Source organism: Polynucleobacter sp. JS-Polo-80-F4 (genome assembly GCF_018881965.1).
GTDB lineage: Bacteria > Pseudomonadota > Gammaproteobacteria > Burkholderiales > Burkholderiaceae > Polynucleobacter.
The window spans coordinates 1,363,146-1,386,230 of sequence record NZ_JACVPI010000001.1; the positions used below are offsets into that span (position 1 = coordinate 1,363,146).

Here is a 23,085-nt window from a genome sequence, read left to right on the forward strand (position 1 = left end):
TCTTAGGCAACGGCCAGTGGTATGAGGTAAGCGCTACTGAACTCATCAGCCACATGATTGATGCGCTCGAGGAAACTCTCAATAAATTCTTCTAGACCTTGTCCAAATACCTCATCAATATCTGAATAATCCAAGCTTGCCTTGAGTTTGCCAAGTAAGCGCTCAATTTCTTTAGATTGCTGATTCTTTACTTCTGAAATAAGAGGAATGAGTTCATTGACGCAACACACTAAGGAGCGTGGCATCTGCTTATTAAAGATCAGTAATTGTGCAACTTGTTTTGGAGTGACTTGATCAGAATAGATTTGACGATAGATCTCAAATGCTGACACAGAGCGTAGTAGGGCTGCCCAATGGTAAAAATCAAAGAACTCGCCATGGGTGCCATCATCCGAGGGCTTCTTGCCAGCTAAATCCTTCAGCGTAGCTTGATCCTCGTACTTAGTCTCCAAAATACGGGCGGTATTATCGGCGCGCTCGAGCAGTGTGCCAATGCTGATGAAGTCAAAGGATTCGTTTTTGAGCATCGTTCCATAAAGAACGCCCCTGAATAGATGGCAGCGGTGCTTCACCCACTCTAGTAGACGGCTAGGATCGGCTTGATGCCTTGCTTCTAAGATACGTTGCAGCTCAAGCCAAGTAGTGTTTTGGGTTTCCCAAACTTCAGAAGTAATCTTGCCGCGAATAACGCGCGCATTTTCTCGTGCCGCATATAAACAGGAGACGATGCTGGAGGGATTGCTAGTTTCATAAATCATGAAATCTAGAACATTCTCACGATTAACCACATCATATTTACTTAGAAAGGCTTCCTCTAACTTAGAAATCGTCAATAATTTTTTCCAGCTCTGCTCTAAAAACTCTGCAGGCTGTGGCAATAGTGATGTTTGATGATTTACATCGAGCATGCGGGCAGTATTCTCTGCGCGTTCGGTGTAACGGGCCATCCAATAAAGACAATCAGCGGTACGACTTAACATGTTTACTCTTCCCTTATTTCTCTAACACCCAGGTATCTTTAGTGCCGCCACCTTGGGAGGAGTTCACTACTAAAGAACCTTCTTTGAGTGCAACCCTGGTTAGCCCGCCAGGAACCATCTTGATGGTTTTCCCTGAAAGTACAAAGGGCCTTAAATCGATATGCCTTGGCGCAATTCCCGACTCTACAAAAGTAGGACAGGTGGAGAGCGCTAGGGTGGGCTGAGCAATATATTTATCTGGATTAGCTATCAGGTGTGTTCTAAATTCTTCAATCTCTGCTTTTGTGGATGCTGGACCAACCAACATGCCATAACCACCAGCACCATGAGTCAGTTTGACAACCAACTTATCTAAATTTGCTAAGGTGTAGGCTAGGTCATCAGTCTTGCGACACTGGAATGTGGGGACATTGTTGAGAATTGGTTTCTCACCAAGATAAAACTCGATCATCTCGGGAACGTATGGGTAGATGGATTTATCGTCAGCGATACCGGTGCCAATAGCATTGGCTAAGGTCACATTACCAGCGCGATGTGCTGACAATAATCCGGCAACTCCCAGGGTGGAATCGGAGCGGAATGCTAATGGATCTAAGAAATCATCATCAACACGACGGTAGATGACGTCTACACGCTCAGGCCCTTGGGTGGTACGCATAAAGACTTGTTCATTCTTGACAAATAAGTCTTTACCTTCAACAAGCTCAACACCCATTTGCTGTGCAAGATAGCTGTGTTCAAAGTAAGCGGAGTTGTACATACCAGGTGTGAGTACAACCACATTTGGTTTTTTAACATCATCTGGTTTTACAGACTTGAGGCACTCCAACAAAAGATCTGGATAGTGCTCTACAGGAGCAATGCGATATTTTTGAAAGAGGTCGGGGAAGAGGCGCATCATCATCTTGCGGTCTTCAACCATATAAGAAACGCCAGAAGGAACACGCAAGTTATCTTCTAATACATAGAACTCGCCTTCACCAGCGCGCACGATATCGATGCCGGCAATTTGTGCGTAGATGTCGCGAGGCACACTAACGTTGCGCATCTCAGGACGATATTGCGCATTGTTATAAATCTGTTCAGCTGGAACAATGCCCGCCTTAATAATTTCTTCATCGTGATACACGTCATAGATGAAGCGGTTAAGTGCTTTTACACGTTGACGTAATCCCGCTTCAAGCTGTTCCCATTCTTTGGCGGTAAAAATGCGAGGCACTTGATCAAAGGGGATGGTTCTTTCTGACCCCAGGTCATCTCCGTAGACGGCAAAGGTAATGCCCACCCGTCTAAAGATCAGGTCGGCTTCAGCGCGTTTGAGACCCATAAGGGTGTCGCTTTGCTGCTTCAGCCAATTGTGAAAAATTTCGTAGTGGGGGCGCGCTTTGCCTGCGGCGTCGAGCATTTCATCAAAAGGCAATTTCATAGTTACCAAACTAATGCCTTTATAAAAGCTGGAATGAATGATTTGAAGCGGCTTGGTGCTATATTGCACCATTAAAGTGCATAAATGCTCAAATAATTGGGTTAAGTGCGGTCTACCCCAGTTTTTAAGGGCTTAAGCGGGAAATTAGGCGTTTAGATCGCCTCTTGCAATACGTCCTTTTTGAACTTCCCATTCCCGCTCTTTGGTGGCTGCTCGCTTGTCATGCTGCTTTTTGCCTCTGGCAAGGCCAATTTCACATTTCACGTTGCCCTTAGAGAAGTGCAGGTTCAGTGGCACCAAGGTGTAACCCTTTTGCTCTACTTTGCCGATGAGCTTGCGGATTTCAATAGCATTGAGAAGAAGCTTTCTAGTACGGGTGTTGTCTGGAACGATATGGGTAGAGGCTGAGAGTAGTGGGGTGATGTGGCAGCCGATCAAAAATAGCTCCGCCTTGCGAATGACGACATACGCTTCTTTAATGTGCACGCGACCTGCGCGGATGGCTTTCACTTCCCAGCCTTCCAGCACAAGCCCTGCCTCAAAGCGTTCCTCGATAAAATAATCAAAGAAGGCTTTTTTGTTATCGACGATACTCATATTTATTTAGCTCTCAAGAACGATTATGGCAGACGTCTACAAGACCGTTTTAATTGGCCAATCAGCCGACCGTATGTACGGCCTAGTGACCGACGTCGCCCGTTATCCTGAGTTCCTGCCCTGGTGTGGCGGGGTAGAAATTTTTGAGCAGACCGAGACAGTGCTCGACGCCAAAATCAACATCAATTTCAAGGGTATTACCCAGTATTTCCATACGCGTAATGTCAATCACCGCCCAGAAACTATTGATATGGTCTTTGTGGATGGCCCGTTTAAGCATTTTTCTGGGCAGTGGAACTTTATCCCCTTGCGAGAAGATGCTTGCAAAGTAGAGTTCAAGCTTCACTGGGAGTTCAAGAGCGTCATTCTGGATAAGATTATTGGCCCAGTATTTGGCCATATCGCCGGCACCTTTGTTGATTGCTTTGTAAAGCGTGCCGAGGACCTCTATGGCTGAGCAATCACTTGAACTGATTCTCTGTGATGCTAGGTTGGGTGAGCCAAAGCTGCAGTCGTTCAAACTAGTTCTGGCTGCCGGGGAGTCGGCTACGGTGGGTTTGGCGCTGGTTAAGGCAGGCTTCGCCCTTGGCCCAGATGACCCTGTTTTGGATAGGAAAGGCTGCTTTGGGGTCTTTGGCAAACGCAAGGACTGGGATAGCCCTATTTATGCTGGAGACCGCTTAGAGCTGTATTCCTCGCTATTAATCGACCCTAAGACGGTTCGGCGCAAGAAGGCCAATCAGAACCAGGATGCCAAATTCCAGGCTGCCGCAGCTAAAAGAAAGGCCAGGAGGCTATAATCGATTTTTGCGACTAGGGGTTTTGCATGCGACTCATTCAAAAAGCACTCACTTTTGACGATGTGCTCCTCGTACCGGCCTATTCATCGGTACTCCCTCGAGATGCCAGCTTGGCAAGTAAGTTAACTCGAGATATTTCACTCAATACACCATTGGTGTCCGCAGCTATGGATACCGTCACCGAAGGTCGTTTGGCAATTGCCATGGCCAGCGAAGGTGGAATTGGCATTGTTCATAAAAACTTAAAGCCTGCCGAGCAAGCTCGTGAAGTGGCTAAGGTGAAGCGTTATGAATCTGGCGTACTACGTGATCCGATCACGATTAGTCCAGATGTCACTTTGCGTCAGGTGATTCAACTTTCTCGTGAACATGGTTTCTCAGGATTTCCAGTTCTCGTTGGCAAAGAGGTTGTCGGAATTATTACGAATCGCGATTTGCGTTTCGAAGAAGATTTAGATGCGCCAGTAAAAACGAAGATGACTCCACGTGAGCGTTTGATTACTGTGAAAGAGGGTTGTTCATTAGAAGAAGCAAAGCGTTTAATGAGTCAACATCGTCTTGAGCGCGTACTTGTTGTCAATGACAAGTTTGAGTTGCGCGGTCTCATTACCGTTAAGGACATTCTGAAAGCTACTGAGCATCCTAACGCTTGTAAAGATAGCGAAGGCAAGCTACGCGTGGGCGCAGCTGTTGGCGTAGGCCCTGATAACGATGAGCGTATTGAGTTGTTAGTACGTGCAGGTGTTGATGTGATCGTGGTGGATACTGCGCACGGCCATAGCCAAGGTGTACTGGATCGGGTGAAGTGGGTGAAGAAAAACTATCCTCACGTTCAAGTCATTGGCGGAAACATTGCTACTGGTGATGCTGCCAAGGCATTGGCTGATCATGGCGCTGATGGTGTCAAGGTAGGCATCGGTCCAGGCTCAATTTGTACGACTCGTATTGTTGCTGGTGTTGGCGTTCCACAAATCACAGCGATTGTGAATGTGGCTACCGCACTTAAGGGTACTGGTATTCCTTTGATTGCTGATGGTGGTGTGCGTTACTCGGGTGACGTTGCTAAAGCATTAGCAGCCGGTGCTAGTTCAGTCATGATGGGCGGTATGTTTGCTGGTACTGAAGAGGCTCCAGGTGAAGTGTTCTTGTATCAAGGACGTTCATACAAGAGCTATCGCGGCATGGGTTCTTTGGGCGCGATGGCTGATGGCTCTGCTGATCGTTACTTCCAGAGCGACATTGTTGCGAATGCAGAAAAACTGGTGCCAGAAGGCATTGAAGGTCAGGTACCTTACAAAGGTAGCGTATTGGCAATCTTGCATCAGCTTACTGGCGGTATTCGTTCTTCCATGGGTTACCTCGGCTGTAAGACTATCGCCGAACTCCATGAAAAAGCAAACTTTGTAGAGATTACATCTGCGGGTGTACGTGAGTCACACGTGCATGATGTGAAGATCACTAAAGAAGCGCCAAATTACCATATTGATTAACAACTAAAAAAAGCTGAAATAAAGGCTGATCTTTTCGTGCACGACAAAATACTGATTCTCGACTTTGGTTCACAAGTAACTCAACTCATTGCCAGGCGTGTGCGTGACGGGCGTGTGTATTCAGAGATCCATCCCTACGATTGCGACCCTGAATTCATTCGTAAGTTCATTCAAGAGCAGGGTGGCAAAGGCATCATTCTTTCTGGCGGCCCTAGTTCGGTAACTGAAGACGGTAGCCCACGTGCGCCACAAATTGTTTTTGAGCTTGGTGTACCTGTTTTGGGAATTTGCTACGGTATGCAAACCATGGCCACTCAATTGGGTGGTGCGGTAGCCTCCGCAGAATCATTGGGCAAGGCCCGTGAGTTTGGCTATTCAGAAGTGCGTGCACATGGTCACACCAATTTACTCAAAGGTATTCAGGACTTCTCTACCAGCGAAGGTCATGGCATCTTGAAGGTGTGGATGAGTCACGGTGACTCCGTCACTGCATTGCCGCCAACATTTAAGTTGATGGCCTCGACTGAGTCCTGCCCAATTGCCGGCATGGCCGATGAAGAGCGTCGCTTTTATGCATTTCAGTTTCACCCTGAGGTAACTCATACTATTCAAGGCACTGCAATCATTGAGCGTTTTGTCCATGAGATTTGCCATTGCAAGCCTGACTGGGTCATGGGCGATTACATTGCAGAAGCGGTTGAGAATATTCGTAGGCAAGTTGGGGATGAGGAAGTCATTCTTGGCTTGTCAGGTGGTGTTGACTCTAGCGTTGCCGCAGCCTTAATTCATCGCGCGATTGGTGATCAGCTCACCTGTGTATTTGTAGATCACGGTCTACTGCGCTTGAATGAAGGCGACATGGTGATGGAAATGTTCGCACGCAATTTGGGTGTGAAGGTGATCCGCGTTGATGCTAAAGAAAAATTCATGGGCGAGCTAGCTGGCGTGGCTGATCCTGAGGCAAAGCGTAAGATTATCGGCAAAGAATTCGTAGAAATTTTCCAAGCTGAATCTGGAAAAATTCAAAATGCCAAATGGCTTGCTCAAGGAACCATCTATCCAGACGTGATTGAGTCTGCGGGTAAAGGCAAGAAGGGTGCGCATACGATCAAGAGTCACCATAACGTAGGTGGCTTACCTGATGACATGCATCTCAAATTGCTTGAGCCACTACGTGAGCTTTTTAAAGACGAAGTACGTGAACTTGGTGTTGCCCTGGGTCTTCCGCGCGAGATGGTCTATCGTCATCCATTCCCAGGCCCAGGTCTTGGGGTTCGTATCTTAGGTGAAGTAAAAGCGGAATTTGCTAGCTTACTACAACGCGCTGATGCCATCTTTATCGAAGAATTGCGCAATACGATTGATGAAGCAACTCAGAAGTCTTGGTATGACCTCACGAGCCAAGCCTTTGCCGTTTTCTTGCCGGTCAAGTCTGTTGGTGTAATGGGCGATGGTAGAACCTATGAATATGTTGTTGCGCTCAGAGCAGTGCAAACCCAAGACTTCATGACGGCGCATTGGGCCCATTTGCCACATGAACTTCTTGGCAAGGTATCTAACCGCATCATCAATGAAGTGCGTGGTATTAACCGTGTCGTATACGACATTAGTGGAAAACCGCCTGCAACGATTGAGTGGGAATAAGGAATAGGCGATTTAAGCCTATCAACACCCATGCTTGAGTTACGCGAAGCTGCACTCGCAATCTTGGCAAGTGCTGATGCACAAGACAAAGTAAGTCGCTTACTCAAGTTGTTTGATGAATATCAGCAGCAACGAGTGGCCCTTGATGTTTCTCGCAAGCTTGAATCTCAAAACCTTATCCTTCCCGGTCGCCCAGTAAAGCCAGAGCTTGTACTTCCTAAGCTAGTTCCCAAAAGAAGAATGGATACGCCAGAAGGTAGGGCGGGTTTGTTGCACTCACTTGCCCATATTGAATTTAATGCTATGAATCTTGCATTAGATGCCATTTGGCGCTTTCCTGATATGCCTCAGGAATACTATGAGGATTGGCTAAAGGTTGCGAAAGAAGAGGCTTATCACTTCAGTTTAGTAAATGAGCATCTGCATACACTGGGTTTTTCTTATGGGGACTTTCCGGCTCACAATAGTTTGTGGGAGATGGTCGAGAGAACAACGGATTCAGTCATTGCCCGCATGGCGCTGGTACCCAGAACAATGGAGGCTCGGGGATTGGATGCTGTGCCTTCGATTCGGGATCGCTTTAAACAAATAAAAGAAGTTCGTGCGGTTGAAATTCTAGAGATTATTCTCAATGATGAAATCGGTCATGTACTGATTGGTAATCGCTGGTTTAACTTCTTATGTAGCAAAGATAATCTTTCCCCGATTTCTGCTTATCGAGAATTAGCCGCCCAATATCGTGCACCTGTTCTAAAGGGGCCATTTAATATGGAGGCACGTAAGCAAGCGGGTTTTTCAACAGAAGAGTTAGATCTTCTTGGGGCATAGCGAATGAGTATGAAGGTATTAAGCCTCATCCCACCTATGACTCAGCTGAATACGCCGTATCCTTCTACGGCGTACATCACAGGGTTTTTGAGATCACGCGGCATCGATGCTGTTCAAGAAGATCTCGCACTAGCTCTTGTACTCAGTTTTTTTACTCCAGAAGGTATGACCGAGATTCGAGCTGAGGCTCTTGGTGTTCCTGAAGAGGGTCGCAGTGCCAGCGTAAATTTTTTCTTAGATTATTTTGATTCTTATCAAGCTTCTATCTCACCAGTTATTCATTTCTTGCAGGGTCGTGACAGTACCTTAAGTCACCGTATTAATACCCGTGATTTTTTGCCTGAGGGTCCCCGCTTTGCTGCGCTCGATGTCTTTGACGATGAGGAAGCTGCTGATTCATTGGCTTGGGCCTTCGGCGCTCTTGGCTCACAGGATAGAGCCCGTCATTTAGCAACCCTGTATCTCAATGATTTGTCTGATGTGCTGCGTGATGCAGTGGATGATCGTTTTGAGTTCGTGCGCTATGCTGAATCTTTGGCTAGCAGCCAGCCTACATTTACCCCCCTGGCTGAGGCTCTTCAAGCAGAACCAACGCTCATGGATTTGCATTTACAGGCACTTGCCACTCAAGCAATTGATCGCCATCGACCAAACTTGGTACTTCTGTCCGTGCCTTTCCCGGGCGCAATGTACGCCGCTTTGCGAATAGCCCAAGTGATTAAGGGTGCTCACCCAGAAATCAAAATTGCCTTAGGCGGTGGATATGTCAATACAGAACTGAGGGAGTTATCTGATCCTCGTATTTTTGATTATGTTGATTTCATCACGCTAGATTCAGGTGAGAGGCCTTTGCTCGCTTTGCTTGAGCATCTCAATGGCAAGCGTTCTGCTGAGCGATTGGTGCGCACTTTTCTTCGTAATTCTAATACGCAGGTGCAATATCTAAATTGGCAAGAGCCGGATGTGCCTTTTGAGGAGGTGGGTACCGCTACTTGGGATGGCCTGCCACTAGATTCTTATCTATCGCTTCTGGATATGTTAAATCCAATGCATCGCTTGTGGAGTGATGGCCGCTGGAATAAGCTGACTGTTGCGCACGGATGTTATTGGAAAAAATGCAGCTTCTGCGATGTGTCGCTTGACTATATCTCTCGTTATGAGACTGCATCAGCCAGTTTATTGGTGGACCGCATTGAGCACATTGTTGCTGAGACTGGGCAGACAGGTTTTCATTTTGTAGATGAGGCCGCACCTCCGAAAATATTAAAGGCTTTGGCTGAGGAGCTTATTCGTCGTAAGGTGCTTATCTCTTGGTGGGGAAATATTCGCTTTGAGAAAACCTTTACCCCTGAATTAGCTGAGCTTTTAGCGCGGAGTGGTTGTATTGCTATGTCTGGCGGCCTTGAAGTTGCTTCCGATCGCCTCCTAAATCTAATGAAAAAAGGTGTATCCGTGGAGCAGGTGGCTCAAGTTACCAAAGGGTTCTCGGACGCTGGCATCTTAGTGCATGCCTATCTGATGTATGGCTTTCCTACTCAAACTGTACAGGAGACGGTGGATGCTTTGGAGTATGTGAGACAGCTTTTTGAGCATGGCTGCATTCAAAGTGGGTTCTTTCATCGCTTTACTTGTACCGTGCATTCTCCAGTAGGTCAGAACCCTCAAGAATATGGAATTGACTTGATTCCATTGCCAGAAATCACTTTTGCTAAAAATGATGTGCTCTTTATTGATCCCACCGGGGTTGATCATGACGCACTAGGGCAGGGTCTAAAGAAGGCTATCTATAACTATATGCATGGCGTAGGATTTGATATTAAGACCCAGTCCTGGTTTGATGACTTGGGTATTGCTATTCCCAAGACAAAAGTACCAAAGAATTTTATTGAAAACGCGTTATATCGATAGCGCTCAAGAATAAGTCAGATATACAATTATTTTGTATGGTTCTAAATTAACGTAGGAGCAACAAATGAATTTATCGCGACGCACATTCATAGCATCAGCTGCTTTAGCTCCAGTCGCATGTGGTGTACCGTTGGCATATCAACGCGGTACTCCCGTTGCTCAGCCAAACCCCGCTCCAACTATTAGGGCTCCTCAGGTAGGGCAGGAGTGGACCTACATTAAGCGTGACGTTTTTGATGGCAAGATTCGTGGCGTCATTACCGAGCGTGTTTCTAGTGTTGGTTCAACTATTGTGATTGAGCGCTCTGACGAAAATGGTGGCCAATTGGCCAGCGAGATACAGGGTCCTTGGGGTATGGTGCAGATTGATACTGCTTGGCCACGCTTACTGAGTTTTAAGCCGGCTATTCCGTTATGGCCGCAAGAATTATCTTCTAGCTGGAGCAAGCAGTTCACTACCAAATATAGCTTGGGTGGGTACTCTGATAACTCCTATAACTGGCAGGAATACATGAGTGCCCATGGTTGGGAGCAAATTACGGTGCCTGCTGGAACCTTTTTAACTTTACGTTATCAAAATCTCATTAACTACGAGAGTGAAGACGATAACAAAGTGAACTGCATACGCAAAGAGACTATTTGGTTTGCGCCTAGTATTGGTCGCTGGGTAGCCCGTGAGTCTTCTGGTTCCTACATGATCCAAGGTCAACTAGGTATGCCAAATTTAGAGGATAGTTTGCAATGGCAGCTCAGCTCTTACAAGTAATACGCACCTATAGTGTTGCATGTTTCTTAGCACCATTTTTTTTGGTGGGGTGTATAGCTACGCAGCCCTACCCCAAGGGTGTAGCAACCACTCAACCAATACCAACTCCTAATGTCAGAGCGCCTAAGGTAGGGCAAGAGTGGGTATATCAAGTTCGTAATGTATTTAATCAAGAGATAGTCGATACGATTACTGAAAAAGTTGTTTCAGTGGGTAGTGAAGTGCGTATAGCGCGCTCTGGAGTGAAAGCGGGACCGCTCCCTGATGAAATTCAATCAACCTGGGGTTTTGTGCAGCAAGATCCCCATTGGAACCCACCCCAGAAATTTTCAAAACCTATTCCTCTCTGGCCTCAACAATTGCAAGTGGGTTGGAATGGATTTTTCACAACCCAATATCAAGTGCCCACTTACCCAGATGGAAGTTATTACTGGGGTCTAGGGATGACCGCGACTCAATGGGAGCGCATAAAGACGCCAGCCGGGGAGTTTTTGGTATTGCAATTTCATAATGAAATACCAAATTTTGTAAGTAATGATGTATTTAGGGTCGGCAATGCTCGGCAAGAGGACCTCTGGTTTTCGCCTGAGGTGGGTCGTTGGGTGATTCGGAGAGGTTCTGGGCGCTACATCACCGCAGGCGTGTATTGGGTGAATGCCTACTGGGAGGATTACCTGGAGTGGGAGTTAATCTCCTGGAAATAGGCATTGCGCTTAAAATAGGTGCATTGTTATGTATACCGTAAAAGAACTATTCCCCACGCTCCAGGGCGAAGGTGCCCACGCTGGTAGAGCGGCAGTATTCTGCCGTTTTGCTGGATGTAATCTTTGGAGCGGGCGCGAAGAAGATCGTGCCACAGCCATTTGTCAGTTTTGCGATACCGATTTTGTGGGTAGCGATGGCTCTGGTGGTGGTAAGTTCGAAACCGCAATTTCACTTGCAGATGCAATCGAGACTTCATGGCGAAGCACCTCTGCCGGACCTCAACAGCGTTATGTGGTTTTCACTGGCGGAGAGCCGCTCTTGCAGCTGGATGATGAGTTAATTGACGCGCTTCATCAAAAAGGCTTTGAAGTGGCGATTGAAACCAACGGCACGATTAAAGTTCCTAAAGGGGTGGATTGGATTTGTGTAAGCCCTAAAGCTGGCGCTGAGTTGATTGTTCTTCAGGCAGATGAGTTAAAGCTCGTGATTCCACAAGCTAAGCATCAACCATTAGAAAAGCTCATGGCGCGTTTTGAGGGAATGGATTATCGCAATCGCTTCTTACAGCCTATGGATGGCCCAAACCTTAAAAGCAATACTGAATTAGCTGTAAGCTTGTGCCAAAAGCGCCCCCTGTGGAGATTAAGTTTGCAATCTCATAAGCTGATTGGGATTCGGTAAATTAGATAAGCGTTAGCTAAATGCAAATTCATTAAATAAGTATCCAATGACAAATAAACAACCAGCCATTTCCATTACTCGACGTCTTGAGTTTGACTCAGGACACCGCATTCCTAATCATGATGGTCAATGTCGTCATCTGCATGGACATCGTTATGCAATCGAAGTGACGCTCGCTGGAGAAGTGGCGGACCATCCTGGTAAGGCAGACGATGGAATGGTGCTTGACTTTGGGGATATCAAGCGCTTAACCAATCAATATGTTGTTGAGCCTTGGGATCACGCATTTTTGGTGGCTAAAGAGGATGAAGGTTTGGTAGCTTTCTTGGGAACTTTGCCCAACCATAAGACCGTCATCATGGAGCATGTGCCCACTGTAGAGAATTTGGCAAATGCTGCCTTTGCTATTTTGCAACCAGTCTTTAGTAAAGCATTTAGTGGTCGCTTGGAACTTGCTTCCATTCGTCTTTATGAGACGCCCAATTGCTGGGCAGATGTTCATTCTGCTTAAATGACCCAAGTAGAGCTTGACCAGCAATTTATGCGCATGGCAATTGAGCAAGCTCAGTTGGCAGCGCAATCAGGCGAGGTTCCTGTAGGTGCCGTGTTAGTTAAGGATGGTCAGGTGATTGCCAAGGCATTTAATAAGCCGATTGCTAATCATGATCCTAGTGCGCATGCCGAGATGTTGGCTATACGTGAGGCTTCCCTAGTTGAGGAAAATTACCGCATCCCTGGAAGTGCTCTATACGTTACCCTTGAGCCTTGTGCAATGTGCTCGGGTGCAATGCTTCATGCTAGGATTGATCGAGTTGTATATGGCGCGCCAGACCCTAAAACAGGGGCTGCTGGTAGCGTATTAGACCTATTTTCTTCTAAACAAATTAATCACCAGACGAGCGTCGAGGGTGGCATTATGAGCGAAGAGTGCGGTCAATTGCTACGTGATTTTTTTAAGGGGCGACGTTGAAATCCATTCACCTCATTGCTCCATCTGGAGCAAGCTTAGATAATAAAAGTCCTTTGGCTGGTATCGACTGGCTAGAGAGGCAATCTATAGCTGTCCAGAATCAGGATTGCGTTCAGCGAGTGTATGAGCGATTTGCGGGTAGTGACGAAGAACGTCTTGCTGAGCTAAACCATCTTTCTAAATTAGAGCCCCAGTCCTTAGTGATGGCTATGCGAGGTGGTTATGGCCTTCATCGCCTGCTTCCTGGTATTGAGTGGGATGCTGTTGCAAATGCAATTCAGAAGGGCCTGCAAGTATGCGGCCATAGCGACTTTACAGTCTTTCAGTTGGGATTATTGGCAAAAACAGGCGCTATTACATTAGCCGGTCCGATGCTTAACTATGACTTTGGGCGACTGGGTGATGATGGGGCAGCAGTGGTCCCTGATGAATTCATGTGGAAGCATTTCCAGGCTGCTGTTCAAGACCGCAAGCTCGATTGCAAAGTGTCAGATCCGCAATCTTTTTTAGGTAAAGAAAGCTCACGTTCTTTGAAGGGGCTATTGTGGGGTGGCAATTTAACGGTACTAGCTGGTTTAGTTGGCACGCCGTATCTACCTTCAGCCAAGCAAACGCATAGCGGTATCTTATTTCTGGAGGATGTGAATGAGCATCCTTATCGAATTGAAAGAATGTTGATGCAACTTTTGGATGCAGGCATTCTTTCCAATCAGGGCGCAATTTTATTAGGCGGCTTTTCTGCTTACCGTCTTTACGATAACGATAAAGGCTACTCGCTCGAACGGGCTATTGAGGCTATCCGCAAACATCTTCCAAAAGAAATTCCTATCCTCACTGGCTTACCCTTTGGTCATCAGGCAAATAAATTAACCTTACCCGTTGGCGCTCAAGCCGACTTAAATTTCAATTCAAGTGGATTTGAAATCAAAGCGCAGTGGTAATGTTTAGCGGCCATCGTTTAAGCCATTCTTTCTTGAAGGGCGCCCTCATTTCGATTGCGCTTACATTTGCGGGAGCATCAATGGCAACTGAAGAACCAAAATATTCCGTACTCGAAAAGGAACCCCCTTTTGAAGTCCGTGCTTATGCCTCCATGATTGTGGCCGAGGTACAAGTCGACGGTGATTTAGACGAGGCCTCTAGTCAGGGGTTTCGCTTGATTGCAGCCTATATTTTTGGCCAGAATCAAGTGAGCGAAAAAATTGCCATGACTGCCCCTGTGATGGTAGAGGATCAAAAACAAAAGAGTGCCAAGATCGCCATGACTGCCCCTGTTGGGATTGAATCCAATGCTGGCAAGTGGACTGTGTCATTTGTAATGCCTGCTGAGTACACCATGGAAACAATTCCGAAGCCAATCAATCCACAGGTGCAATTACGTCAAATTCCTGGAGTAAAAAAGGCGGTAATCAGTTTCACGGGTTTTTATAACCAGCAAAAAGTTGCTGAGAAAACGCTAGAACTCGAGCAGTGGATGAAAACCAGAAATCTTCAGGCTGCTGGAGCCCCTAATTTTTCACGATACAACCCGCCCTGGACTTTGCCCTTCATGCGGCGTAATGAGGTCATGCTTAACCTGCGTGACTAGTTCTTCGCTTCAAAGCTTTTTAATACAAATTGGCCACCACCATTTATGCCTAGGGCCTTGGTCAAAACCGGTAGAGCCTGCGCCAAGTGTTTTTCTAGAGTCCATGGCGGATTAATGATGAACATACCGCTTGCCTGCAAGCGACGCTCACCTGGTGCATTTTCAACACGCAACTCTGTATGCAGCCAAGAACGCTTATGAGCTGCTGCAATCTTTTTGAGACGATCAGGTAGGGCTGCAGATTCTCTTCTAGAGAGTACGGGGTACCACACCGCATAACAGCCGGTAGCAAAGCGTTGTAGAGCTTCTTCCATGGCAACTTCAAGGTAGCGATAGTCTTGCTTATCTTCGTAAGAGGGATCAATTAACACTAACCCACGTCTACTGGGGGGTGGGACCAAACCCTTCAGTCGTGCAAAACTATCCTCGGCATAAATATCGGTCTGCTTGGACTGTTTCAGTTCACGAATATTGTGGCGCAGAATATCAATCTCTTTAGGGTGTAGTTCAAATAGCTTGAGGCGGTCTTGAGGGCGTAATAAGCGCGCCAGAATAAACGGAGAGCCTGGGTAAGTGGAGAGCTGTCCCTCAACATTCTCGGCTTCAATGCATCCTAGATACTCTTGAATACTCTCTGGTACTGGCGTGTTAGCGTGCTTGCAAGTGTCGATATATTGCATCAAGCGAAAAATACCGCCATCAGCCTCTTTACTTACTGTGGAGAAACCATCCTGCAGGCTGTATATACCAGCGCCTGCATGGGTATCCACCATCGTGATTGCGCCAGGCTTCTCTTGGAGGTAATTCACCAAATGAATTAAGGTCAGATGCTTGAGAATGTCTGCGTGACTTCCAGCATGAAATGCGTGTCGATAGCTAAACATCTTTAATTACTGTGCCTTGCCAGGTGTTTGGGTAAATTGCGCCTTTATATAAAAGACGAGAGTAGTAGCCACAATGGCAATAGATAAATATTGCAATGGAAGATTGAGCTCTAAATCCATCACTTGAGTCAGGTGGGCATACATGGCCACAACACCACCAAGCGCAATCAGGTGCGCCCAAATCTTTCTTGGTCCTAGTTGGGCCTCCGGCAATTGGTTTGCTATTAAAGCCCCAATCATTCCGCACCAGATGCCAAAGCCTGCGCCCCCTAGAACATCAGTAAGCCAGTGAGCTCCTACAGCGCTGCGTGAAAGTCCCACTAATAATGCCAGTAAAAATAGCGGCAACAATAGTGTGCGCTTGCTCTTTTCAGTAGAAAAATAAAAGGCACTTGCAATAGCAAATACAGTCAGCGTATGGCCTGAGGGAAAGGCTTTATAGAAAAGTGCTTCACCAATGCGATAAAAGCTTCCATCGGTCAAAACACCGGCAGGTCTTGGTAGATCAAAAGCTCTTTTTAATAAGGCGCTCGATATAGCCGCTATCGCACCAGAAAAAATGCCTGCTGAAAGTAGGCGGGGGGCAATGAGCAACAGTGGGAAGGAAAGTGCAAACAATCCCCAGCCGTTACCAAAAAAAGTTAGCCAAGCCCAAACAGTGTCAGGTAGTAGTTGTGTAAAGCCATTAATAAATAAAAAACTACTACTTTGAAATTCGCCGAAGTAGATTAGAGAGGCGAGCGCAAGAGGGGCTAGTGGAATGAACCAAGCAAATGTAGGAATTGCTTTGTTACTCATCCAGTTTAACGAGCCTTCTCTTTATCAGCATCATCCAGTTGCTTAATTACCTTATCCAACACTTGTGTGACAGTAATAGCTTGCATGCACACATTGTCGTGACAAGGTGTTTTGCGATGATTTGCAGCGCTCACACAAGGTGAGCAGGCAAGGTTAGCCGTAATGGCGATGGAGTTGCCTACAGAACCATACAAAGCAGGAGTCTCAGGCCCAAACAGAACAACAGTTCTCAATGGTGTTACTGCTGAGAAGTGACCAGGACCAGAATCATTTGTCACCATGACATCTGAGAGGGTATAGAGCGGTGGCAACTCGCCAAAGCTGACCTGACCGGCAAAGTTCAATGCATTTTTAACATTCGCCACGGCACGAACTTTTTCTACGTACACAAATTCAGCAGGTGAGCCAGTGATCAAAATGAGATCCCTTGGATATTGCTGATGAATTGCTTGAATCAATTCAGAAAAGCGTTGTTGTGCCCAGCGACGCTGTGGAAGTAAGTCGCTTGCATTTGGATTGATCAGAATCAAACGATTTTTGCCGGGGGTGTAATCGATGCGAGCTTCCTTGGCCATTTTCTCAATGCGCTCACGCACCTTTTGTAGAGCCTCTGGATTAATGATGGCCTGCTCTAAACGCACCTCAGAATCTTTAATCTCAATCTTGCTAAAAGGAACTTCAATCTTTTGAGCAAAGGCTGCATGAATTAAAGACAGGAAATTCTTGGTGATATGAATGTGTGGGTTGTAATGCACCTTGCGGGTCAGCATGAACCCACGCCATAGGCCTTCACCGTGATAGATGTGATAGCCCACGCGACGACGTGCACCGCACATCCCGGTAAGTAAGGCGGTAAATCGGGAGAATAGTTCTAAGTCAATAACGGTATCAATACGGTGCTTACGAGCAAGAATCAAAAAGCGCAGCGTATCCTTAATGAGGCCACCCAAGCTCGATGAGTCAATGGTGAAAATATTTTCTGGCTTGACGGTATTGAGTAAAGTGAGGCTAGCGCGATTACTTTTGAAGATTAAGAAAAATAACTCTGCTCCGCGTGCTTTTGCATTACGCATTGCTGGGTCAACCAAAATGGCACTTCCCATTTCAGAGAGTTCAATAAAGAGTAATTTCTTTGGTGTCTCTGAGCTGCGACTGAAAATATTTTTTACGCCGTCAATAAGAGCGATAAATGGGCTGACGATGGCACAAAGAGGTACACCAACCCAGTGATCAATGGCGCGCATTGTGTTGACGCTAATAGTCATAGTTTTACTCTACAGAATTATTTTCGTTTTAATAAAAAATAGGCGCCAGGCAGAACTGACAAAACAGTAATTGCTCCATAGCTAATGGAGGCTAGTACTGTTAATGATGGGTTGACACCCCATAAGGCTAATACTGATGATAGGGTGGCTTCGCGTAATCCCCATCCTGAAATGCTAATGGGAAGCATCAGCAATAAACTCAAGGCAGGCAAGCCAATCATTAAACCTTCAATTGGTGCATCTACTCCGTAAGCTTTTAGACAAAACAGCAGAGTCAAAATGGTGAGAAAGTGAATACCAATTGCTAGGCATGCTTGAGCAATATTATTTGGCCACGCGAATGCAAGCTTGATACCAGGCATCGCATTATTCATATTGAAACGATCTAAGAATTTTTGCAGGAGTTGCTTGCTAGGATCCCAGGCTAAGATGAGGGCGATTGCTACGCCCGCCAATAACATTACCGCCATGACTGCATAGCCCAAGTCCTGGCCCCAGGTGGCTAAAGTGGCGCCGCCTAATATCAGGCCAATTCCGCCAAGTAAGTTATTGCCAGCCAAACCAAGAAGGCGGTCGACAAGCACCATCGAAAAACTTAAACGCAATTTAGGGGTAGCTTGCTCAAGATCTACTGAATGATGAAGTTCATCATCCAATTCTTTTGTTTCCGATAAATTACCGGTGCTGGTTAAATGCGTTGCAGTGATAGCACGATAACTATCGCCACCTAATGTACTTGGCAAACCTTGGTTAATCAGGCCGCCTGCAAAATAAAGACCAATGTATGAGCGAATGCGGCGTGGAAATCCTACCGCTTGCATAAATAATCCCCAACGATAGCCACCGCAAATAAATGCACACATCATGCTTGCCAAAGCCGCTAAGAACCAAAGGGGTTGCATCTGAATGTGGCTATCAAATAATGAGTGCCAATCAATTCCACTCGTGGCTTTCCAGAGTAGGGCGATGGATAGCAGAACACGAATTGTGGGCCAAGCTCGCTTGAGAATGGATTTCCACCCCGATTGGGTTTTGGGGGTGGACTGGGCTTGTGAACTCATAAGCGTAAGGATAATGCTTTGGGCGCCTAAGGTCTTGAATTTGGGGGAATTACTCCGTCCGGCTGGACCCCTGCCAATTACTGCATAGGCTAAAGTCAAATTTTGATAAAACTCGGCCAAAACGCTCAATCTCTAAGCTGCCTAAGGGCTCACAAGCCTCAAAAGCCGATTTATTACCCACCGGCACAGGGTGAGGCATACCCGACCAGTTAATAAGTAGCACATTTGCGCCTTTTGGCAGGTCTCCAAACCAAAGATCGAACTGATCTTGTCGCTGATCTAATACAAATACCGGGGTAGGGGCGGCATACCAGGCAGCGCGACTACCTAGCGTCCAGTTTTGAACAGCTATGCCATCGGCTTTGGTGGCCTTGCTTAGGGTCGCAGCTTTTTGGCCTGCTGCTTTCCAGCCATATAAATCTGCGATTGGATTGGATTTGATTGATGCTGAGCTAATGCCGCCAGACAATACATATCCAAAGCCAATGCAGCACAGAGCTAATTGCAAGATGAATAAGAAACGAATCCAACGACGATGCTGTGTAGCCCATGCTTTTGCTAAACCAATTCCAGCAAACGGCGCGAGACAAAACCATGCAGGTGAAGTCCAGTGAGGAAGTCCTCCTCCACCGGATAAGCTGACAAAGATTGCGAATGGAATCAAAAAGAATCCGAAGAGCGCAAGCAATGATATTTTTGTAGCGTGCATGCAGTCTTTTAGGAATACAAAAGACCCAAATATAAATAGTGGACCAAAGACGAGTATTTGGATTCCAATATAGGCACCTAACCTGCGCCATAGCCATTGGCTGCCGCCGCCGTGGGCCAGCTGGTATTTAAAGGAGATCCAATCATTTGTCCAATTCCAATACAGGACTGGGCTGATAAACACTAGGGCAACAAGTACCGCCAACCAAAAACCAACTTTAGTTAGCCATGATTTTTTGGGTGTACTCAGGAAAACAAATAAAAACGCTAATGCAGTAAAAGCAGCAGTGTATTTACTAAGGCCAGCTAGCCCCAGTAAGACGCCGGTAATCATCCAGTCATTAAAACTAAATTGATCTTTACTCAACCAGCGCAAAGCCATCAACATTAAACCCAAGCTTAAAGGCGCCAGCAGAGTATCAGGCAGCAAACCGATTGCCAGAATATGCAACATCGGTGCAGCGATAACAACCAAGACTGCCATCAATCCACATAAGTTCGCTGATGGTAAGGCACTGGTGAGATAGCCTGAATTTCGTCCGCGAATAAAGTGATGCAACTCAGTTGTGACTTGATAAACCAAATAACAAGCAATCATCCAGAGTAGTTCTGGAATAAAGCGAATGATTCCCTCGGATGAAGTAAGGGCTATTAGAGGCCACTGAATCCAGCCTACCAAAGGCGGGTGATCAAAATAGCTCCAGGCTAGATGTTGGGCATACAGTGCATAGTGAGCCTCATCAACCGAGAACTCTATTGAAAAGCCTAAAGCCAGATGCACTACTGCGGCAATAAAGACGCAGATCGCGGCCCAGCTAGAAGGTGATTGTTGGCGCATTGAGTGATTTTAGACTCACGGAGACCATTCTTTGGGACAATTGAGTTATGTTCAAGCGAGCCTCCTCATTTTTCATTCTCAGCACAGTCCTATTTCTAGCTGGGTGTGCTGGGCTAGGTGGCGATTCTGTGCAAAACGAAGCTGGACAGCCATTTAATGCGGATCAATTACCAGCCCAAGAAGAGCTGCCTAAATTCTCAGCGGAAACTGCGCGTGAGGGTATGCCCAATGGTTGGAATTTTTATCGCATCGCCCCATTTAAAAAGAATACGGTGTATCGCCTTGAAAGTTATCAAGGCAAAACAGTGCTCAGCGCAAACTCCAAAACATCTGCTTCTGGGTTGGCTGTCAAGTTACGCCCGCGCCAGGCAGCTAATTTATTTCTGCAATGGGAGTGGAAGGCGCTAAGCCCAATTACTAATGCTGATAATGCCGATGGTTATACAGACGATGCTCCGCTTCGCATCTTGGTAGCGTTTGATGGCAACAAATCCAAGCTCCCCTTAAAGGAAAAAATGACTTTTGAGATGGCCAATCTCATTAGTGGCCAAGAGATGCCTTATGCCACCTTGATGTATATCTGGTCTGGAAAATCACCTGTCGATACCATCATTACCAATGCGCATACCTCTCGAGTCAAAATGATTGTGGTGGATTCTGGTTGGGACAATTTAGGTCAGTGGCATAAACATCAACGTGATTTATCTGCGGACTATAAGCGTGCTTATGGCGAAGCGCCTGGTGAAATCATTGGCATTGCCCTCCTGACAGATACAGATAACACTAAGTCAGAAACACGTGCCTTTTACGGCGATATTGAATTGATTCGCAAGAACCAAAAGTAATCTCTATCTATTGATGCGTAGGGCGCCAACGTTTCAGCAGTAGTGCATTGCTGAGAACGCAAAAGCTCGATAGCGCCATAGCGCTTCCAGCCAGCATAGGTGAAAGATAGCCCAGTGCAGCCAGGGGGATGCCAGTAGCATTAAAGATAAATGCCCAGAATAAATTTTGCTGAATCTTTTTCCAGGTCCGCTTAGATATATCAATCGCATTTGCGACTAAATTGGGGTCACCTCTCATTAAGGTGATGCCAGCAGCTTGCATGGCTACATCAGTGCCGGTGGACATTGCCATGCCGACATCTGCGGTAGCCAGGGCAGGCGCATCGTTAACACCATCACCCACCATTGCCACAAATTGGCGTTTACCATTGTTGGATTGAAGTTTGCGAATAATGTCAGCCTTATCGCCCGGCATCACTTGCGCAAATACTTTTTCAATACCAATTGTTTTTGCAACACGATTGGCGGCTGCAGTATTGTCACCAGAGAGCATCACTGTACTAATATGGAGCTGATGCAAAGAGCTCATTGCTTGTTTGGCATCGTCTTTAAGTTCATCTCCAAAGGCAATGATGGCAATGGGTGTTGGGGACGCTAAGGATGAATCGTTGCTCATTAGCACGCTAACGGTTTGCCCACCATCAAAACAGGCTTGCGCTTTTTCTAGTATTTCAGAGTGATGAATACTGCTCTCCAAGGATGCGATGCTTTGTAGGCTAAGGCTTTGATCTGCGAAAATACCCGAGCTTGGTTTGCCACTAATACCAATACCAGGCAACGCTTTGCTGTCGGTTGGGGTGATCGGGCCCAAGCCTTTTTGTTTGGCAGCATCCAGCAGTGCTTTTGCAAGAGGATGTTCACTTCCGAGTTGCAGACCTGCAGCAGTTGCCAAGATGTCATCCTTGGTAACCATGCTCGAAAGAGGAATGATCTCTAGTAGTCGAGGTTTGCCAATGGTGAGTGTGCCCGTTTTATCAAAGGCAACTACGTTTAAGCGATGCGCTAACTCTAGAACCTGAGGGTCTTTTATAAGAATGCCAAAGCGTGCTGCTACTCCAGTACCAGCCATGATGGCTGCTGGTGTTGCAAGGCCTAAAGCACATGGACAGGCAATTACAAGAACAGAGACTGCTCTCAAAATGGCAAGCGATGCATCGTCTAAATAAAACCAGTTCGCTAATCCAGTGATGAGTGCAATCACAATCACACTCGGTACAAAAATAGCGCTGACTTGATCAACTAATTTTTGTATAGGAGCCTTTTGAGTCTGCGCATCCTCTACCATGGAAATAATTTTGGAGAGAACACTCTCCACCCCTACTGCTTGAGCCTCTATGACCAGTAACCCTTCGCCATTGAGGGCGCCGCCGATGACTTGTTCGCCAGCATGTTTTTTGACGGGATCACTTTCGCCGGTGAGGAGGGACTCATCAATATGACTGTTGCCAAGCAAGATAATTCCATCCACAGGGATGCGTTCACCAGGCAATACCAGTATGCGATCTTTTGGAAATACTTGGTCCAGAGGGAGATCGCGAAATTGGTCTAGTGGTGAGTCATCGGCAATGATGACATTTCGATTAATTACTTTGGCGTGCTCAGGCCAAAGTTTTTGTAGTGCGCGAATTGCTTCGCTAGTTTGCTGCTTTGCTCTAGCTTCCAACCATTTGCCAAGCATGACCATGCAAATGATGACTGCCGATCCTTCAAAATATAGTTCGTGACTTGCATGAGGAGATGCAATCATTTGATACACACTTAATCCATATGCTGCGCTCGTACCAAGTGCTACCAATAAATCCATATTGCCAACACCCGACATTAGAGATTTGAAGCCCGCCTTATAAAAGCGCCAACCTAAGAAGAATTGCACTGGTGTCGCAAGCAGGAGTTGCCATTTTGGTGACAGTGACCAATGAATGCCAAAAGGCATTAAGAACATGGGCAAAAAAAGTGGGGCGGAGAGAGCAAAGCCCAGAATGACTCGACCCAGGCCATCAGTCCCCCAAAACAATTTAGAGGGCGCTAATTCTGGAATGGCATGGGATTTGCTGATTTTGGCCGAATAACCCGTTTTTTCTACCAAAGCGATGATTTCATCGACTTTGACCCCGGAATCAGCTTTTAGGCGAATTTTGGCTTGTTCGGTGGCTAAATTCACGTTAGCCGCCTCAATCCCCGGAATTTTGTCTAATGCTTTCTCAACCCTGCCAACACATGAGGCGCAGGTCATGCCGCCGATATCTAGAGTAAAAAGCTCCGGATTAGTGTCTTTTTGGGGGTTCATATAGAAGATAATCTAC

The 23,085-nt window shown here is 46.4% G+C and carries 23 protein-coding genes; 14 read left to right on the plus strand and 9 right to left on the minus strand.

Features of this window, described 5'->3' with window-relative positions; all coding sequences use genetic code 11:
• Nucleotides 1–2: 2 nt before the first annotated feature.
• The 3 genes from ICN20_RS07025 to smpB form a co-directional block, all read right to left on the minus strand.
• The gene (locus ICN20_RS07025) at nucleotides 3–980 is read right to left on the minus strand and encodes an alpha-E domain-containing protein (protein ID WP_216239076.1); all 978 of its coding nucleotides are present in this window, start codon (nucleotides 978–980) and stop codon (nucleotides 3–5) included.
• A gap of 13 nt (nucleotides 981–993) precedes the next feature.
• On the minus strand, nucleotides 994–2,406 hold the full coding sequence (locus ICN20_RS07030) for a circularly permuted type 2 ATP-grasp protein (protein WP_216239078.1): 1,413 nt from the start codon (nucleotides 2,404–2,406) through the stop codon (nucleotides 994–996).
• A gap of 144 nt (nucleotides 2,407–2,550) precedes the next feature.
• Nucleotides 2,551–3,003 (minus strand): SsrA-binding protein SmpB, encoded by a 453-nt coding sequence (gene smpB / locus ICN20_RS07035; RefSeq protein ID WP_068321829.1) that lies wholly within the window; start codon nucleotides 3,001–3,003, stop codon nucleotides 2,551–2,553.
• A gap of 25 nt (nucleotides 3,004–3,028) precedes the next feature.
• Here smpB and ICN20_RS07040 point away from each other — a divergent pair, with 25 nt between their 5' ends.
• The 13 genes from ICN20_RS07040 to ICN20_RS07100 all read left to right on the plus strand — a co-directional run bounded on the left by ICN20_RS07040 (nucleotide 3,029) and on the right by ICN20_RS07100 (nucleotide 14,383).
• Nucleotides 3,029–3,460, plus strand: a complete 432-nt coding sequence (locus ICN20_RS07040; RefSeq protein WP_216239080.1) for a type II toxin-antitoxin system RatA family toxin — start codon at nucleotides 3,029–3,031, stop codon at nucleotides 3,458–3,460.
• Nucleotides 3,453–3,803, plus strand: coding sequence for an RnfH family protein (locus tag ICN20_RS07045; protein WP_216239082.1), 351 nt, complete (start codon nucleotides 3,453–3,455; stop codon nucleotides 3,801–3,803). The genes ICN20_RS07040 and ICN20_RS07045 overlap by 8 nt, the downstream gene beginning before the upstream one ends.
• Before the next feature lie 26 nt (nucleotides 3,804–3,829).
• A complete protein-coding gene (gene guaB, locus ICN20_RS07050; RefSeq protein ID WP_216239083.1) occupies nucleotides 3,830–5,293 on the plus strand; it encodes an IMP dehydrogenase in 1,464 nt (487 codons plus the stop codon).
• Nucleotides 5,294–5,329: 36 nt separating this feature from the next.
• Nucleotides 5,330–6,937, plus strand: coding sequence for a glutamine-hydrolyzing GMP synthase (guaA, locus tag ICN20_RS07055; protein ID WP_216239084.1), 1,608 nt, complete (start codon nucleotides 5,330–5,332; stop codon nucleotides 6,935–6,937).
• Between the two features lie 30 nt (nucleotides 6,938–6,967).
• Complete coding sequence (locus ICN20_RS07060) at nucleotides 6,968–7,765, plus strand: ferritin-like domain-containing protein (RefSeq protein ID WP_216239087.1); 798 nt, start codon at nucleotides 6,968–6,970, stop codon at nucleotides 7,763–7,765.
• Nucleotides 7,766–7,774: 9 nt separating this feature from the next.
• Nucleotides 7,775–9,673, plus strand: coding sequence for a radical SAM protein (locus ICN20_RS07065; RefSeq protein WP_216240359.1), 1,899 nt, complete (start codon nucleotides 7,775–7,777; stop codon nucleotides 9,671–9,673).
• Between the two features lie 64 nt (nucleotides 9,674–9,737).
• Nucleotides 9,738–10,439, plus strand: coding sequence for a hypothetical protein (locus ICN20_RS07070; RefSeq protein ID WP_216239089.1), 702 nt, complete (start codon nucleotides 9,738–9,740; stop codon nucleotides 10,437–10,439).
• Nucleotides 10,415–11,143 (plus strand): hypothetical protein, encoded by a 729-nt coding sequence (locus tag ICN20_RS07075; protein ID WP_216239091.1) that lies wholly within the window; start codon nucleotides 10,415–10,417, stop codon nucleotides 11,141–11,143. The genes ICN20_RS07070 and ICN20_RS07075 overlap by 25 nt, the downstream gene beginning before the upstream one ends.
• Nucleotides 11,144–11,171: 28 nt before the next feature.
• Nucleotides 11,172–11,825 carry a 7-carboxy-7-deazaguanine synthase gene (gene queE, locus ICN20_RS07080; protein ID WP_216239093.1) on the plus strand — a complete coding sequence of 218 codons (654 nt, stop codon included), beginning with the start codon at nucleotides 11,172–11,174 and terminating at the stop codon, nucleotides 11,823–11,825.
• Nucleotides 11,826–11,871: 46 nt separating this feature from the next.
• Complete coding sequence (gene queD / locus ICN20_RS07085; RefSeq protein WP_216239095.1) at nucleotides 11,872–12,336, plus strand: 6-carboxytetrahydropterin synthase QueD; 465 nt, start codon at nucleotides 11,872–11,874, stop codon at nucleotides 12,334–12,336.
• Nucleotides 12,337–12,795, plus strand: coding sequence for a tRNA adenosine(34) deaminase TadA (tadA, locus tag ICN20_RS07090; RefSeq protein ID WP_216239097.1), 459 nt, complete (start codon nucleotides 12,337–12,339; stop codon nucleotides 12,793–12,795).
• Nucleotides 12,792–13,736 carry an LD-carboxypeptidase gene (locus ICN20_RS07095; RefSeq protein WP_216239099.1) on the plus strand — a complete coding sequence of 315 codons (945 nt, stop codon included), beginning with the start codon at nucleotides 12,792–12,794 and terminating at the stop codon, nucleotides 13,734–13,736. Before tadA ends, ICN20_RS07095 begins: the two co-directional genes overlap by 4 nt.
• On the plus strand, nucleotides 13,736–14,383 hold the full coding sequence (locus ICN20_RS07100; protein ID WP_255534679.1) for a heme-binding protein: 648 nt from the start codon (nucleotides 13,736–13,738) through the stop codon (nucleotides 14,381–14,383). Before ICN20_RS07095 ends, ICN20_RS07100 begins: the two co-directional genes overlap by 1 nt.
• Here ICN20_RS07100 and ICN20_RS07105 read toward each other — a convergent pair.
• Genes ICN20_RS07105 through ICN20_RS07125 form a run of 5 tightly spaced genes read right to left on the minus strand, consistent with a single transcriptional unit; the run spans nucleotide 14,380 to nucleotide 19,937 of the window.
• The gene (locus ICN20_RS07105) at nucleotides 14,380–15,267 is read right to left on the minus strand and encodes a 23S rRNA (adenine(2030)-N(6))-methyltransferase RlmJ (protein WP_216239101.1); all 888 of its coding nucleotides are present in this window, start codon (nucleotides 15,265–15,267) and stop codon (nucleotides 14,380–14,382) included. The genes ICN20_RS07100 and ICN20_RS07105 overlap by 4 nt on opposite strands.
• A gap of 6 nt (nucleotides 15,268–15,273) precedes the next feature.
• Nucleotides 15,274–16,065 carry a phosphatase PAP2 family protein gene (locus ICN20_RS07110; RefSeq protein WP_216239103.1) on the minus strand — a complete coding sequence of 264 codons (792 nt, stop codon included), beginning with the start codon at nucleotides 16,063–16,065 and terminating at the stop codon, nucleotides 15,274–15,276.
• Nucleotides 16,066–16,070: 5 nt separating this feature from the next.
• Nucleotides 16,071–17,330, minus strand: coding sequence for a glycosyltransferase family 9 protein (locus tag ICN20_RS07115; RefSeq protein WP_216239105.1), 1,260 nt, complete (start codon nucleotides 17,328–17,330; stop codon nucleotides 16,071–16,073).
• 17 nt (nucleotides 17,331–17,347) lie between these two features.
• The gene (locus ICN20_RS07120) at nucleotides 17,348–18,391 is read right to left on the minus strand and encodes a lysylphosphatidylglycerol synthase transmembrane domain-containing protein (protein ID WP_216239107.1); all 1,044 of its coding nucleotides are present in this window, start codon (nucleotides 18,389–18,391) and stop codon (nucleotides 17,348–17,350) included.
• Nucleotides 18,392–18,440: 49 nt separating this feature from the next.
• Nucleotides 18,441–19,937, minus strand: a complete 1,497-nt coding sequence (locus ICN20_RS07125) for a glycosyltransferase family 39 protein (RefSeq protein WP_216239109.1) — start codon at nucleotides 19,935–19,937, stop codon at nucleotides 18,441–18,443.
• A 128-nt stretch (nucleotides 19,938–20,065) separates the two neighbouring features.
• On the opposite strand from ICN20_RS07125, the gene ICN20_RS07130 reads away from it, so the two are divergent.
• Entirely contained in the window at nucleotides 20,066–20,782 is a 717-nt protein-coding gene (locus ICN20_RS07130) for a DUF3047 domain-containing protein (protein WP_370624534.1), read from the plus strand.
• A gap of 7 nt (nucleotides 20,783–20,789) precedes the next feature.
• Here ICN20_RS07130 and ICN20_RS07135 read toward each other — a convergent pair whose 3' ends face one another.
• A complete protein-coding gene (locus ICN20_RS07135; RefSeq protein WP_216239111.1) occupies nucleotides 20,790–23,069 on the minus strand; it encodes a cation-translocating P-type ATPase in 2,280 nt (759 codons plus the stop codon).
• Between the last annotated feature and the right edge of the window lie 16 nt (nucleotides 23,070–23,085).